This window comes from Microcoleus sp. LEGE 07076, from assembly GCF_015207455.1.
In the GTDB taxonomy this organism is placed as follows: domain Bacteria; phylum Cyanobacteriota; class Cyanobacteriia; order Cyanobacteriales; family Microcoleaceae; genus Microcoleus.
The window spans coordinates 51,298-67,435 of record NZ_JADEWV010000005.1 but is presented as its reverse complement, the minus strand read 5'-3'; the positions used below and the strand labels follow the sequence as shown (position 1 = coordinate 67,435).

Sequence of the window (16,138 nt, the reverse complement as noted above, 5' to 3'; positions counted from 1 at the left end):
GTTCCTGGCATTGCAGGCACTGTTTGGCCGGCCGTCAGTACGACTTCACCGCGATCGTTCGTACTTATACCCGTAGCCTCAGCAACGCCGGGGCCCGAAAGCAGTCGAGGTAAGCTCAGGGGAGAAAACGGCAGAGCCGCAGAACCAGGCACTCCCGCAGCCGGAGAAACTTCTAAACTCAGCAAAAGTCCGTTTTGACTCAACCGCACCCGATTTTCGCCCGGGACGGCCGCCACAGTAATTTGACCGCCGGGGGCTGAAAGTTTCCCCGTACTGATGACAGTACCGCCCAGCAAAGTCAAATTTTGCCTGCTTCCGACAGCCAAATCGCCGGCATTGACAATACTCCCCGACTGTGTCCCAAAAACAAAAGCATTCGGCTCTCCGACGAGGGCCGCGTAGTCGATCGCCCCCGTACCGCTGAACCAGCCGCTGTCAAAACCGATACCGCTAGCGGTGGTAGCAAAAAAAGACCCGGACACGTCGAGTCGGGCATTTGTTCCGAAAATAATCCCTGCCGGGTTGATCAGGTACAAGTTAGAATTGCCGCCGCTAACTTGAATTAAACCGTTAATTAAGGAAGCGTCGCCGCCGACAACGCGGCCGAGGATATTTTTAATGGCTGGGTTGGAGATGAAATTGGCAGTTTCGCCAGAATTCAAGCCGAATCGAGTAAAACTGTGGAACAGATTTGCTCCGTCTCGCGAGGGCGTGCCGCCTGTAATGTCGTAGCGAGCGCCCGGTTTTGGGGTGATGGCGGTGCCTGTGCCCTCTGGTGCTGGAACGATCGACTCTGCAGCAGCAATTTGAGATTGGGGATAAATTGCTACAATCTCCCATCCGCTGCTATTTTCTTTGAGAAAAACCAGGTTGGGTAAAAAATCTAATATCAAAAATCCAGCCAGGGGAATTGCTGCCAGAATCGATCGCGCAGCACGTTGAGCATTCATAAGTTTGCCTCGATCTAGAGCTTAATTCGAGTTAAAAATGGAAATTTTAGCTAAAAAAGAGTCGATCGCACCCCAATGCTGACACTTCCTAACGCTAGCTCTCGATCCCAAAATTCCAATTTTAAGTCTAATTTTGATTGTGTCACAAACATAACAAAGACATAGACTGAGTGTCGAAACACTGTTCTGTTTAAACCCTAGAAAATTATGAGCGATCGAGTTGTCCGCGCGATCGGTTTAACAGGAGGCATCGCCACCGGCAAAACCGCTACATCTCATTATCTGGCAGATATTTGTAAATTGCCGATTTTAGATGCCGATATTTACGCCCGCGAAGCTGTTCATCCAGGTTCGCCAATACTCGACTCTATTGTACAACGATACGGCGCTACTCTTTTGCTGCCCGACGGCAATTTAAATCGGCCAGAATTGGGAAATATTATTTTTTGTAACCCAGCCGAACGGCAGTGGTTGGAACAACAGATTCACCCTTATGTGCGCCGCCGCTTAGTTGAGGAAACTCAAACCTGCATTGCTGCATGGAATCGGGTATCGCCAAATACATTGACTGTAGTTTTGGTAGTGCCGCTGCTGTTTGAAGCTAACATGACTGATTTGTGTACAGAAATTTGGGTGGTGTACTGTTCGCCCGAAGTGCAGTTACAACGGTTAATGCAGCGAGATGGCTTGAATGGCGATCGGGCAGATGCCCGCATTAATGCCCAGATGCCGCTAGCTCAAAAGTGCCAACAAGCTGATGTTGTTTTGGATAACTCCTCAACCCTCGACTCGCTATTTCTACAAGTAGATGCACAACTCAATCGATCGATTTGAGCTTTGAGCTTTGAGATTGAGGCATCTGCTACAAAATAAATTTATCTGCGTTTATCTGTGTTTATCTGCCTGACATCTGCGGTTTCGCGATCGCAAATTTATGTAATCAGCTTTACCGATTATCAATCGTGACCTATTGTTGCCGAAAAATGCCTTATCAATAAATTATGAAGTTAATCTGAAGATTAATAATAATTTATAATTTGCAGTTTTTATTTCCTTGTTTCAAGAGCTTAAAAAAAATCCTGGCGTTGAATTCTGCTGTTGGCAAGCAATTAGGCGACAACTCGAAATTACGAGCGAACAAGCGACTTACATGAGGGGTTTTACCCCCTTTTGACGGAAACTCAAAAAATTTGCAGATACCGTTAATTACTAATTGATGGTTTCGCCGCAATTTGATTTTTTTACCTGATAGCAGAGGACAGGCTGCGTATCAAGAAGTGGAAAATACAAACACCCAACTTTATGATGCGCGTTTACTCTTCCATCCTGATGTCAAGCCTGTTACTGAGCTGCACCGCAGTTAACGCTCAAAGCTTGGAAGCTCGATCGACCTTTTTATCTCCAGACAACTTTATTCCCCAAATTATCATCGATCCAGCCGACACTCAAAGCTGTCAGGCAGATACCGATAAAGAAACCTTGCCCGAACGGGGCAGCGGCAGATAAACCCTAGAAAAAAATATTTCCCCCAAAAAGATGCGAAATATACTGAGTTATTAGCTTTAGTATTTTTGCTTCTTTTTTTTGGGGGAAAAGTCAGTAATATCATGTTCGATCGATTACCGGCGATCTACAACGTTCTCCGCATCGGAATGCAAGTCGTTGACAGCGGAAAAACTAAAGTCCTCACTACAAACCGTTTTTATGATGGTTATATGACCGGACATAATATAATTAGGATATTTTTGAACTAAGGATTAATATCAAGTTCGGGTAGTTACTTATAATCTCCGACCGGGGCGGGTTTACGCTTATTCTTGGTTTGAGGCAATTATTGTCTGTTGAACCGCCCGCCACTACAAGAATTATATGTATTTCGCCGAACTTGATATTACTCTTGGGCAGCTTCGCCGCCAACAACCACATCGCGAATCCGCAAACTCGGGCCGCCGCAGCCGACGGGTAAGCCGCTTTGTCCTCCCTTGCCGCAGCCGCCGGATTCGTCCCAGTAGAAATCGTCGCCGATCGCCTCAATATCGGCTAAAGTGCTGAAAACATTACCCGAAAGAGTCACATCCCGCACCTGATTGTCCAGTTTGCCATCGCGGATCATCCAAGCTTCCCCAGCACTGAAAGTAAACATTTCGCCGTTAGTCATGCCGCCTTGCCAATTGCGCGCGTAAACTCCTTCTTCGATCCCAGAAAATAAGTCAGCAACAGGTGTGTCGCCCCGATCGATCCAAGTATTTGTCATGCGGACGATCGGCGGATAGTGATAATTCAAACAGCGAGCGTTACCTGTAGCTGTTTCTCCCAATTTGCCCGCTGTTTCCCGCGAGTGCAGCCGCCCGACTAAAGCCCCGTCTTTAATTAACTGAGTCGTAGTCGCCGGAGTGCCTTCGTCGTCGTAGAAATAGCTGCCCCGGTGCCCCGGAGGCGCTGCACCGTCGAAAATTTGCAAGTTTTTCGGGCCGAACTGGCGGCCGAGGGTCATCACTTCCAAGATGTCGGGATTTTCGTAGGCCATGTCGGCTTCCGAAAGGTGCCCGAAGGCTTCGTGGACGAACAATCCGGTGAGTATTGGGTCGATGACGACGGTGTATGTGTTGCCAGAGACGGGGGGTAAGGCTAGGGAGTCTACGGCGCGCTGGGCGGCGCTGCGAACTTGGCTGTCGAGTTCCATTAAATCTTCGTAAGCTTTCCGGGAACCGGTGGTTTCGCGGCCTGTTTGTACGGTTTCCCCGCTGCGGGCTGTGGCGGCAAAGCGCATTTCCATGTCTGCCCAACCTTGTTCGAGCATGGTGCCTTCGGAGGTGGCGAGGATGATGCGCTGGGTGCTGTCGCCGTAGCGCACGGAGATGGTGGCGATGCGGGGGTCTATGCTTCGCAAAATGGCTGCGTAACGATCGCACAATTGCTTTTTCTCAATTAGCGGCACCAGACGGGGATCTGTTCCTGTCAGCGGCAGGAAGCAAATGTCCTGTACGGGCTTTACTGGCGCGAGAATTGTTTCTTCTTCGCCGATTAGTTTGGCCGCGGCTATGGCTTCTTCGATTCTTTCGGCGAGGGTGGAAAGTCTGTTAAAACTGGCAAAGCCCCAGCCGCCTTTGTGACAAGCTCGAACTTGACCTCCAATTGAGACTCCTTCGCTGAGGGTTTCAATTTTTTCGCCCCGCAGCAAGATGTCGGTGCCTTCGGCTTCTTCGAGCCGAATTGCTAGATAATCTACTTGGTTTCGGTAGCGTGCCATTAAGTCTGACAGCAGATTTTTTGAGTCGGCGATCGAGGTGGGCATAAGGAAAGCACGGTGTTTAACTGCATCTATTTTGCACTTTTGTGAGGGCGATCGTCCAAAATATCGCCCGAAGCGCGGAGATTGCGACTTATTTGTACGGTTCTGCCAATATCGTTAGTTGACAAATATAGATATCCTGTGGGTGAGGAGCAAGGCGCAAGAAATTAGGCGGGTTTTTTCGAGCCTGCTAGTGCTTGAATTCTTGCTCCCGAACATTTCTATACATAAATACTTCATCCTTCATGTATGTGAAGGTGGTTTATAACTACTGTGAATACTTACTTTCTACCGACAATAAGCGAAATTTTAGCCTCCTCTGGCCCTGAAAACGACCTGAGTCTCGATCCGAGGTTGCACAGGGAAAACGGCCGCCCTAAGTGTCCCGCGATGCGTGCGGCCCCTAGGTTGAAGGCTGAACAGGAGTGGTACGGGGCGATCGCTGCTTTGAATCAAATGCTCGATCGAGAAAAACACTGTCTCTCCCCAATCCCCAATTCCTGTCAGGGATTGGTTTTGTCCGGCCCGTCTTCGGTTTTGACAGAGCCCGCTGTGGCTGGTGGCTTTGCTAATTGGATTTTTACCAGTATTCCTGACAGCGATGCAGCTTTGTGGTCTTTTCATGCTAGACAAACTTTAGCTTTGCTACCGGCTGCCGATCGGCAAATATCTGTGCCTGCGGCCGCCCCGGCTTTGGCTTTGGCGAGCGGCGATCCTTTGGCCAACGAGCAGTTTTGTTTGGTTCTAACTGCTACTTTTAGTCTGGTGATGGCTTTGGGTGAAAATTCTGCGGGAATTCCGGCTTTTCTATTTTCTTTCGACCCACAAATCGTCGCCAAAGCTTGGGAAGTTTTGCGGCGCAGGGTGACTGAAAGCGACAGTTTGCTTGCCAATACTGACGGAGATATCAACTTGCCAGCCAGCCAATTAACCGCTAATAATTCTACTAAGTTAGACGCGCTATTTCAACAGTTTTTGCCCGTGGCTCCCAACTATCAAACAGTCGCGCAGTTTGCCCGCTTGCTGTTGCATAATTTGCCCGTTGGGAAAGACGAAGTAGCGAGGGTAAAAACTGAAAAGATTGATGATAGTTTGAAAGAGCGGCAAAATATCAATTGCAAGTCTCATCTGCCTCATGTTACTAAAGAGGTGGAATTGTTGCAGGCGATCGCCCACGAAGTCCGCACTCCTTTGGCTACCATTCGCACCCTGACTCGGCTTTTGCTCAAACGCCCCAAACTCGATCCGGTGGTGGTCAAGCGTTTGAAAACGATCGACGCTGAATGTACGGCTCAAATTGACCGCTTCGGTTTGATTTTTAGGGCCGTAGAAATGGAAATGTCGCAAGCCAAAAATTCGGCGCTACACCTAACAGCAATGTCCCTCGGTGAAGTGATCCAAAATAGCATTCCTCGCTGGCAAAATGCGGCTCGCCAGCGCAACCACACTTTGGAAGTAATTGTACCGAAAAAGTTGCCGGCGGTGGTCAGCGATCCGACAATGTTGGATCAGGTTTTAACTAATTTGATTGAGAATTATACTCGAACTTTGCCCTCGGGAAGTCACATTCAAGTCGAGGTGACTTTGGCGGGCGATCAGTTAAAGTTGCAGTTGGAATCGGAACACCTATCTGATCCTGAAGGCGAATCGACTTTCGCAGCGAATACTAATACTCCTCTAAGGTCGATCGGACCTTTGTTGATGGTGCAGCCGGAAACGGGGAGTTTGAGTTTAAATTTGAGCGTGACTAAGAATTTATTTCGGGCCGCTGGGGGGAGATTGGTAATACGCCAGCGCCCTGAAAAAGGTGAGGTGATGACCGTGTTTTTGCCGCTGCAATAGTCATATTACACCCGTTAGAACACAACAAAATAAGTTCGAGCGTTAGGACTTTAGTCCGCATAAATCTTAGGACTAAAGTCCTCGGTACAAACCATATTTAAAAATCAAGAATTGGAATCAATGAAAATCTCAATAACAAACTCAGGAATGAGAATTAAATAACTTGCAATCTTTATTGTTCTTGTGGGACGGGCTCTCCCGCCCATCCCACAAACTTGTCTAAATTATTTAATTCACGATCCTCAGTTCCTTCTCCCAGTGTCGAAATACAACTCAGTTTACCTCCATGTTTTTCTTCTACAATCTGAGGGGGAATTGTCAATCCCAATCCCGTTAATTTTCCAACCTCTTTTGTAGTAAGGAATGAAAATTTATTTAATAACTTAAGTAAGCGATTCCTCGTTACCAGGAAGAGGCTGGTAATGCTTCTGAGGCGAGGAAGAGTCTTCTTTGAGGAAGGCAACTTACAGGAGAGAGGACTGTAGGAGGTGTTTCAGTTATTAAGTTTTCGATCCTAAACAGGTAGTCGAATATCGGCAACTTTACTGAATCGGACATACCCAAGCCGTTATCTTCGATCCGAATTACTACGGTTGAAAGGTCGATCGCTATTTCAGTACAAATCATAAGACCTCAGAGCAATTGTTTACTAATTTTTTTTACTAAATAGGAATGACGATCGTAAATTCTGTTCCCTCTCCAAGCGTTGAATTAACCTCGATACTACCTCCATGCTTATCGACAATAATCGAATAGCTGACTGACAGTCCTAAGCCCGTACCCTTACCCACAGGTTTTGTGGTAAAAAACGGTTCAAATATCTTATTGACAAACGAGGGTTCTATTCCTATACCATTGTCTGCAATACGAATGACCACATTGTGAGCATCCTGAACCAAAGTCCGAAGCATCAGAGTCTTTTTTTTATTCAAATTAGCTCCCTTATCCTCTGCTTGTCGCAAAGCGTCTATGCCATTACTCAGAATATTCATAAACACCTGATTGAGTGCCGATGCGTAACAGTTGACTAAAGGCATTTTACCATAGTCTTTAATCACTTGGATTTCCTGATATTTTTCACTAGCATTCAGTCGATGCTGCAAAATCAATAAAGTGCTATCAATTCCTGAATTAATGTCGATCGGTTTAATCTCAGATTCATCAAGGCGAGAGAAGTTCCGCAGAGATTCAACTATTTGGCTAATGCGCTCGGTTCCTGTCGTCATCGAACCTAGGATCATCGGTAAATCTTCAATGATAAACTCTAGGTCAATTTCGTCTATTTTCGTTTGAATTTTTGGTTGGGCTTGTGGATAGAGTTCTTGATATAAGTCAATTAACTCAATTAAAGATGTAATATATTCGTGAGTATGGTTGAGATTGCCGTGAATGAAGTTAACGGGATTGTTGATTTCGTGAGCAATTCCGGCAACCAACTGTCCTAAACTTGACATCTTTTCTGTTTGAATGAGTTGGGATTGAGTCGCGTAAAGTTTTTGGAGGCTGGCTTCGAGTTGAGTGGCTTTTTCTTGTAACTGCTGGGTGCGTTCTTCCACCTTTTGTTCTAGGGTGTAGGAATAATCCTCTAATTGGCTGTAGAGTTGAGCGTTTTCCAAGGCGATCGCAGCTTGGGCCATCAGCAGTTCGATCACTTGCAGGCGATCGCGAGTAAATACCGCTTGGGTTAAGCGATTTTCTAAATAGAGAATTCCAATTAATTTACCTTTATTGACGATCGGAGTACACAATAAACTTTTGGGCTTGTGCTTTTGAATATAAGCATCCGAGGCTAGATAACTCTGAGCAGCATCATCAATGACTACAGTCTCCTGAGTGCGAGAAACATAGTTAATCAGAGAATGAGGGATATTTTTACTTGATTGAACAGGAATTTCTCGGCTTAGACAAAAATTATTATCTGTCGTTCGATCGCCTAAATCAGCCGTGGCTTCTATAACTAAATTCTCATCCTTTAGTAAAATTAAATCGCATTTATCTGCTCCGGCATTTTCCATGACGATTTTCAATAAGGTAGAAATCAATTGCTCCAGTTGAATTTCACCAGATAAAGCTTGGGAAGCTTTGAGGATGCTGGCAAAATCTAGACTCTCAGAAATGCTACTGCTCCTAGAATGACTGCTTGGGATAGTTTGATCGAAAATAGACGAGTGATTTCTGTTTGAAATCAGAGTTTCCTGGAGAATTAATCGATTTTGTGGGTTCTGCAAGATAGAATTTAAGAGCTGGGGATAGCGTTTTTTTAAGTCATCAGTTTTAGATTTTGCTCCCCAATGAAAATAGCAATAGTAGGCTTCTTGTAGATAGCTTGCTGCAAATTTTTCTTTACCCCAGCCGAGGTAGAACTCGGCCGCTAGTTCGTTAGCCAGGGCTTCTTCTTGAAGATATCCCGTATCTTTTGCACCTTGAATTGCTTGGTCATAATACTCTATTGCCTCAAGCATATTCCCAAATACTCGTGCTTGTTCTGCCTTAATCAACAAATACTTATGGAGAAAATTCTGCGGAGCACAATCAGACCATTCTCGGAGGTTTACTTGATTCTGCTCGATCGCCAGCATATATTGTTTCTGCTGGATCGGTTCAGCTTGAGGGTAGAGGGCGAGCAGAATCAATGAGTTGTAAAAGTTATAAACACCGTTCGCAATCAATCCGATTGCAGCTTGTATGTATTTCCCAGCCAGCAAAGTACAATCTAAAGCACTCGCATATTGCTTAAATAAATATAAAATATTTGCTTTGGCAACACCTAGCGCAAATAAGGACATATAATTCTTGGTATTTTGCCAAAGTGGCAGGAAGTACAATTCATCAAAATGCTCTCCAATCAATAGCAGCTTGTCAGCCGATTTGCCTTGTAAGTTCAAGGTAGCTTGCGCCCAAATTTTTGCGTAAGACAAGGCAAAATTATGCTTGTGTTTGATTAGTAGATCGAGGTAAGGAGCTTGTTTAGACTCGACTATTGTTAAGTTTTCTCCAACTATAAATAAATTGGTACAATAGTGCATGGAGTTATAACTAGCCCACTCCAAATCCCCAGTTTCTAAACCACTTTGGCATCCTTCGATCAAAGCATTGAGTGTCACTTTTACTGGCTCTTTCCACAATCGAATATTAGCATTAAATAAAGTATAAATTTTTGCTTTTAGTGCGATTTCTGGAAATTTATCTAACAACTTTAATGCTAATTTTCCGGCATGATATCCTTGCTCAATGCCTCCAGGCGCTCCGCAGAGAATCGTGCCATAGAGCGCATAAGCATAAGCTGATAATCCAGAATGTCCACCTTCAATGGTAAAATTTACTATCGTTAAGATCAGGAGACGGAGCATATCGGGTCTGGCAATATAAATCGGAGGAAAAAGTGCCATGAGAATCCGCAATGTGGCGAGTTGCTGCGGATCTGTCATTTCTGGAATCTTGTCTAAATCTTCAAATCGTGGTAATTCTGGCATCGCGCGATCGCCGATACTGGCATCGATGTTAATTCCCAACTTTTCCAATGCTTCCAAACCTGTATCAATCGCTTTTATCATCATACTTTGTGACTGAAAAGATTGAATTTGTAGCTCATATATTTTGAGACGATCGAGTAAATGTAGAGCATGGCTTAAAATTATTTGACCCATTTTTTGTAGCCGATTAAAGTTACCATTCAGGTATTCTGCTTCTGCTGTTTCGAGACAAACAGCCAGGGTCAAATCGTACTGAGTTTGCCAACTATCAGATTCGAGTAATGCCCAACTAATATTTAAATATCTGGCAGCATCTGCATATGCTGTAGCAGCTTTTGCTTTTTTTCCTGCTAGTAGATTGAGTGAAACGAGATGATTTAATTGCTCTGAATTTGTGATTATTTCAACACCGATATTGAGCTGATTAACAATATCAAAAATATTGTCTTTCTGGGTTGATTGAGGTGTTTTTGTCAACAAAAGCTGACCAATTTTTAAATGTGTGGCTTTTTTCTGTGATTCTGGAATCAGGGAATAGGCAGCTTGCTGAATCCGATCGTGTAAAAATCGATATCTTACGGATTCATGAGTAGTATCGGCAGTCTGAACTGTTCCCAAATAAAACTTATAAACTTCATTTTGGGGTAGAATCAGCGCTTCTTGCAAGGCTTTCCATAGGTGAGTGGCAGCCTCGGCTTCTGTTTGCTCTGAAACGATCGCCAAAGTAGACAAATCAAAAGAGTTGCCAATACAAGCTGCTAGTTGGAGGATAGTTTGGGTCGCTGTTGGTAGTTTCTGTAACTGCAATGCCATGAATTCCACGACATCATCGGTCAATGCAGCCGATCGCACTTTGGCGATATCGCATTCCCAATGTCCTAATTGAGTATCAAAGTTAATGAGGCAATCTTGATGCAGAGCTTTCAGAAATTGGGTGGCAAAAAAGGGATTACCTTGGGTTTTTTGAAATACCAAATCCGTGAGTGGTTGCGCTAATGCAGTCGAGCAATTCAGCGTATTGGCTACCAACTGATTCAGGCTGGAATGACTCAGGGGTTGTAACGTAATTGTATTAACTATCGAGTCGCTTTGGGCGATCGCTTCCAAAGTCAGCATCAACGGGTGCGCTGCAAACACTTCGTTATCCCGATAAGCACCTATCACTAACAAGTAGCCTGCTGTTGATTCAACCATCAAAAGTTGCAGCAACTTGAGAGATGCCGCATCGGCCCATTGCAAATCGTCCAAAAATATTACCAGAGGATGCTCTTGGGTTGTAAAAACTTGGATAAACTTTTGAAATAGTAAGTTGAAGCGATTCTGAGCAGATGTTCCCGACAGTTCCACCGCTGGCGGCTGAGGACTAATAATCCGTTCTAATTCGGGAATGACTTCAATAATGACTTGTCCATTTTCACCAACAGCTTCCAGAATCTGCGTTTTCCAAACCTGCAACTGAGCATCACTTTCGCTCAGCAATTGTCCCATTAAATCTCGAAATGCTTGCACAAAAGCACAGAAGGGAATATTGCGGTTAAATTGGTCGAATTTGCCTTTGATGAAATAGCCGCGCGCTCCGACAATCGGTTTGTGGACTTCGTTGACAACGGCGGTTTTTCCAATGCCGGAAAAACCCGCGACTAGCATCATTTCTACTTCCCTGTGTCCCCCCTTGGTAAGGGGGGATGAAAGGGGGTTCGCTACGCGGTCAAAGGCCTTGAGTAGGGTTTCTACTTCCGTTTGGCGACCGTATAATTTTTCAGGAATGGTAAAGCGATCGCTCATATCTCGTTCTCCCAATTCAAACAAAACGATGTTTCCTGTTTTTTGCCACTGAGACAGACATTTTTCTAGGTCATGCTTTAATCCGAATGCGCTCTGATAGCGGTCTTCAGCATTCTTCGCCATCAATTTGCTGACAATTGCCGAGAGTACCGCCGGGATTTCTGGATTAATTTCATACAGTGATGGCGGTTGTTTGGCAAGATGGGAGTGTACCAATTCCATCGGATCGTGAGATTGAAACGGCAACTCTCCTGCTAGCAATTCGTAAAAAGTAACGCCCAAAGAATAAAAATCTGTGCGGTAATCAACGCCGCGATTCATTCTGCCGGTTTGTTCGGGAGATATATAGCTGAGTGTTCCTTCCAATAAGTTGGGACTGATCAGGGTTTGAGTTTCCCTGGGCAGCAATGATGCAATACTGAAGTCAATGATTTTGACTTGTTTTGTTTGGGGATTGATGAGAATGTTGTCTGGTTTGATGTCTTTGTGAATAATGCGATCGCGGCCAAGTCGATCTAATATGTTGCAAAGGTCGATCGCAATCAATAAAAATTCAACCAAAGACGGCACTGTTTCCCCTTCCCTCGTCCATTCCTTGAGGGAAATTCCTCCAAAGTCTTCGACGATCAACGCATAGCCATTCTGGTACGCTTCCAGGCTGTAGGTTTGAATGATTCCGGGTAAATTGAGGTTTTTGGCGATCGCGTACTGATTGCGAAACTGCACGAGTTCGTTGAAGCTGGGATGCTCGTTCCGCAAGATTTTGATGGCGACGGGTGTGTCGTCGCAGATCCGAGTTCCGCGATACACGAGGGTGCGAGTGCCTGAATAAATGCGATCGAGAATTTGATAACCAGTTAGTTCTATCATAGCGATAGCTCTTTTTTGTTAAAGTATTTTGTCCGATTTTTTTAAATGTAATTTTCGGGTCAAGTAGATGCACCCAGTGGCTCGATCGTGTTTACAAGCCTGGACTCCTAATGATATCAAATTCGGTAGCATCGCAATTAATATTACTCACAGCCAGGACACGGCATTGCCATATCCTCTATATCACAATACGGTTCACTTAACATATTTATGCCCAGGAGATCCCTTGCAGTATCCCCCTGGTTGTAGGGGGAATTCGATCCGATTCTTGTCCCCTCCTTTTTAAGGGGATGCCAGGGCGATCGTCTTAAGTAAACCGTATTGCTTTATATCATTCCGTTGTCATCGTAATCAAGCTCATTCATTCTCAAGCATTGGGGAAAACTTCGGCTGAAAACATACGACGCAAAATCTCATAGAAAGGTTCACAATACCTGGCTTGTTCAGGTGTTAGACAAGCACAAATTTCCTTGCGTAGTAAGTGAGTCATTTGGCTAACAAGTTCCCAACTCACATTTAGTTTCGGGTAAATCATCACGCACAGTGGAAACAGTTCCGTCTCTAGGGCGTGGAGATTGCCTTCCAGGAGACAAACCCACATATAAACTTGAAACATCTCGACATCGCGGATGCTAGATGTGCGGATATGTGGGCTGTTGAGGGGGCCAGAATGACAACGATAGCGTGGATATAATTGATTTACGCGATCGACCACCCGTTCAGAAATCTTGGTCATCATCGGCATCAGCACCCGTACAGATTGCAGCGCTACCGAATCGGCTGGATGGTTCCCCGCCGCACTGTAAGCTCGTTGTAGTGGCATATACAGATGATCGTCGAGAATCTTGACGTAGTTACCAAAGTTTTCTTGTTCGCTGTCGGGAAGCAACTCCATCAACTGCATTCCTGTGTAGTGATACTGCATGGCCACAAAGCCAATGACGCGGGGGTCAATTGCTGTGACTTGCTTGCGGACTTCGCCGAGCACCGGGCTGACTTTGTTGACAATACTGTAGGATGGCTGTTGATGAGCGTAGGCTTCGATCGCAGATTTGTAGACTTTATGGATGCCACCAGAAATCTGCCAGGGATCGACAAGTTCGCTATCAATTCCGTGCATAACTAACTCTTTCGCTAGCAGGTTGTCGGTTTTAGTCCAAGATTTTGCACTCACCGAACGCAGCGAATCCAACATGGTTTTTGCCATTCCAGTGCGCCGTCTTTCCGCAAAGCGATCGTCACTAGCAGCTCCTGGAGAAGTGCCTTTCACCTGCTGCATATATTTTTGAGCAAAGGAAACAGATAAGTCTACCGAAGGTGACAGAGGATCGAATGATGTGGAGCTAACCAAATACGGATAATTAGTCATGGGTTCAATGTTCGCAGCGCTATAGGTTAATAATGATATTTTGTTTGTTACAGATGTAATCGATCTTGTCTGATGATAGTAATGCCAATACCTGATTGAATGTGATCTGGAATTGGATATTGAGTGATTTAGATCATAACAATTGCTATTTTTTTAAATGTCTTTTACACAATTATAATAGTGCTAGTCGAATTTTATATAAGTATAATTACTGATATTTTTATATTGTTTTTGTTAAGTATTATTTGCTAGTTATTGATTGCTGAACTCGGACTTTTTTAAGAAGTCCGGGTTCAGGATATTTGGTGAACTAACTGTTAACTTTGTTGATTCTTACTTTCAAGGCATCTCGTGCTTGTTCTCGATCGTCAAAATGAACTTTTTCGGTGCCCAAAATCTGATAATCTTCGTGTCCTTTTCCGGCAATTAGCACGCCATCTCCGGGTTTAGCATTGATGATAGCAGTGTGAATGGCTGCGGCGCGATCGCCCATGACGACAGGCTTTACGGTGGCGGGGATACCTGCGAGAACATCTTCCAAAATGCGATCGGGATTTTCAGTGCGCGGATTGTCCGAAGTAACCACAGCAACATCGGCCAATTCTGCCGCGATTTTACCCATGATCGGGCGTTTTGTGCGATCGCGATCGCCCCCGCAACCAAACACGCAAATCATCCGCCCCGGAATAAACGGCCGCGAAGCCTTCAACAAGTTCTCCAAACTGTCAGGAGTGTGCGCGTAATCCACAATCACGCTAATATCTTGATCGGGACTAATTTGCACCCGTTCCATCCGTCCCGGAACTCCCGGAAACTGAGATAATTTCTCCACAATTGCCGACAAATCTAAACCCAATTCTAAAACAGCGCCGACAGCAGCCAACATATTTGATAAATTGAACTGACCGACTAAAGGCAAAACAAAAGCTGTTTCGCCCTTGGGACTGTGCAGGATTCCCTTAACTCCGTCGGGCTGATATTGTAAATCGGAAGCATACAAATCCGCCTTTTTGTCGCTAGTGCTGTAACTCCATATTTTATCTGATTTGAGGGTTTCAACTATCCGCCGCCCGTAGGAATCGTCAATATTAACTACCGCGCGATTTTTGAGATAATCTTGACTGAACAGCAGAGATTTTGCCTCAAAATAATCTTCCATATCGCGGTGATAATCGAGATGGTCTTGAGTCAAGTTTGTAAACACGCCAACTTCAAAAGTACAGCCCAAAACTCGCTGCTGTGCCAAAGCGTGGGAACTGACTTCCATCACGCCGTATTTGCATCCGGCGGCTACAGCTTCTGCTAGTTGTTTTTGCAGGTCAAGCGCAAAAGGTGTGGTGTAAAGTGCAGTTTGTTGAAAACCGGGCCAGCGAGTGTAAAGCGTGCCAAAAATCGCGGCAGACAACTGCATTTGATTGAGCAAAAATTCGATTAAATGAGTTGTTGTAGTTTTGCCGTTGGTACCGGTTACGCCGACAAGTTTTAATTTGTTAGCTGGATTGCCGTAAAATGCAGTTGCTATTTGACCGCAAACTCGAGCCATATCCGCTGCTGGGATGACGCAGTTTCCACCGTCTGGGGAAGGTGTTTTTTCGGCTGCTGGGGTGGAAATTATGGCGGCAATTGCACCGGATGTCATCGCCATCGGCCAAAAATCTCCGCCATCTACGCGACTTCCCGGCATTCCCAAAAACAAATCCCCCGCCCCGCAAGCGTGAGAATTAGTCGATAAACCCTTGACTTCCGCATCGAGGGCCGGATGTTGGGCGTCAAAGGAGATGTCGGGAAGTGCTGCTAATAATTCTCTCAATTTCATCGAAAAAACTCCTCACTTGGATGTTTTGAATATGACTTACGCAATTATTTTAGCCAGTCTGGGTGCGGCTTTGCAGTGCTTGGCGGTGCGCGCCCCACACAGCTATTCTGTGTGCGGCCTGCACGCCGAGGCCAGGATTAAAACCTGAGTTTTTGCATAAATCGTATTATTATTGTGACGGATCGATTTGCATATATTTCTGTAACATTTGCTTTAATTGGGTGACTGTGCAGCGGGGCGAAGGACGGGGTAACAGTTGTTCGGAGGAAAATGCAGGTTCGACACCAGAATTTTTGGGCTGGGGGTGGACTTTAAACAAAACTGGAACTTCGTACTGATAAGCTTCAAACCAATCGTCGCGTTGGGTAATGTCTCGGACTTCGAGTTCAAATTTGAGGCTTTCAATCTGTTCTAGTTTTTCTTGCAACCCTTCGCACAAGTGGCATCCGGGCTTGCTGTACAAAATCAATCGCATCATTAGAGTAAGATTAAATTCGCTCTTAAATTATCGAAAGGGCGATCGCAAGTTGGCGAACCCAACGCGAGCAAGACACAACTCGCGACTTTATTGGTCGCAATGTGCGATCGAAGTTATCTTAGCATTGGCGGCGAACAGATTACCGCCATTGAAAATCAAAACACCACTACAAGCCTATCGTTTTCTTTCTTCTCTTTCTCTGTGCCCTCTGCGCCTCTGCGGTTAAAAAATAAATCTACTGCACAAATGAAAGAGTTAAATTT

Annotated in this window: 11 protein-coding genes; 4 read left to right on the top strand and 7 right to left on the bottom strand. The window is 45.1% G+C overall.

What is annotated here, in order from left to right:
• A partial coding sequence (locus IQ270_RS01745) for a filamentous hemagglutinin N-terminal domain-containing protein (RefSeq protein ID WP_193971362.1) occupies nt 1-950 on the bottom strand: 950 nt, incomplete at its 3' end.
• Nucleotides 951-1,157: 207 nt separating this feature from the next.
• On the opposite strand from IQ270_RS01745, the gene coaE reads away from it, so the two are divergent.
• The 3 genes from coaE to IQ270_RS30575 all read left to right on the top strand — a co-directional run bounded on the left by coaE (nt 1,158) and on the right by IQ270_RS30575 (nt 2,704).
• Nucleotides 1,158-1,784 carry a dephospho-CoA kinase gene (gene coaE, locus IQ270_RS01740; protein ID WP_193971360.1) on the top strand — a complete coding sequence of 209 codons (627 nt, stop codon included), beginning with the start codon at nt 1,158-1,160 and terminating at the stop codon, nt 1,782-1,784.
• Nucleotides 1,785-2,252: 468 nt separating this feature from the next.
• A complete protein-coding gene (locus tag IQ270_RS01735; protein ID WP_193971358.1) occupies nt 2,253-2,456 on the top strand; it encodes a hypothetical protein in 204 nt (67 codons plus the stop codon).
• A gap of 101 nt (nt 2,457-2,557) precedes the next feature.
• Nucleotides 2,558-2,704 carry a hypothetical protein gene (locus IQ270_RS30575; protein WP_228055997.1) on the top strand — a complete coding sequence of 49 codons (147 nt, stop codon included), beginning with the start codon at nt 2,558-2,560 and terminating at the stop codon, nt 2,702-2,704.
• 137 nt (nt 2,705-2,841) lie between these two features.
• On the opposite strand, the gene IQ270_RS01730 is transcribed toward IQ270_RS30575, so the two are convergent.
• Nucleotides 2,842-4,245: a TldD/PmbA family protein gene (locus IQ270_RS01730; protein ID WP_193971356.1), complete on the bottom strand. Its 1,404-nt coding sequence runs from the start codon at nt 4,243-4,245 to the stop codon at nt 2,842-2,844.
• Between the two features lie 270 nt (nt 4,246-4,515).
• Between IQ270_RS01730 and IQ270_RS01725 the strand changes: the two genes are divergently transcribed.
• Nucleotides 4,516-6,084 carry a sensor histidine kinase KdpD gene (locus IQ270_RS01725; protein WP_193971354.1) on the top strand — a complete coding sequence of 523 codons (1,569 nt, stop codon included), beginning with the start codon at nt 4,516-4,518 and terminating at the stop codon, nt 6,082-6,084.
• A gap of 402 nt (nt 6,085-6,486) precedes the next feature.
• On the opposite strand, the gene IQ270_RS01720 is transcribed toward IQ270_RS01725, so the two are convergent.
• The 5 genes from IQ270_RS01720 to IQ270_RS01700 form a co-directional block, all read right to left on the bottom strand.
• Nucleotides 6,487-6,711, bottom strand: a complete 225-nt coding sequence (locus IQ270_RS01720) for an ATP-binding protein (RefSeq protein ID WP_193971351.1) — start codon at nt 6,709-6,711, stop codon at nt 6,487-6,489.
• Nucleotides 6,712-6,746: 35 nt separating this feature from the next.
• Nucleotides 6,747-12,212 (bottom strand): ATP-binding sensor histidine kinase, encoded by a 5,466-nt coding sequence (locus IQ270_RS01715; RefSeq protein ID WP_193971349.1) that lies wholly within the window; start codon nt 12,210-12,212, stop codon nt 6,747-6,749.
• A gap of 367 nt (nt 12,213-12,579) precedes the next feature.
• Entirely contained in the window at nt 12,580-13,581 is a 1,002-nt protein-coding gene (locus IQ270_RS01710) for a hypothetical protein (RefSeq protein ID WP_193971347.1), read from the bottom strand.
• 310 nt (nt 13,582-13,891) lie between these two features.
• A complete protein-coding gene (locus IQ270_RS01705; RefSeq protein ID WP_193971345.1) occupies nt 13,892-15,397 on the bottom strand; it encodes a UDP-N-acetylmuramoyl-L-alanyl-D-glutamate--2,6-diaminopimelate ligase in 1,506 nt (501 codons plus the stop codon).
• Nucleotides 15,398-15,566: 169 nt separating this feature from the next.
• Complete coding sequence (locus IQ270_RS01700) at nt 15,567-15,872, bottom strand: glutaredoxin family protein (protein ID WP_193971376.1); 306 nt, start codon at nt 15,870-15,872, stop codon at nt 15,567-15,569.
• Nucleotides 15,873-16,138 lie beyond the last annotated feature (266 nt).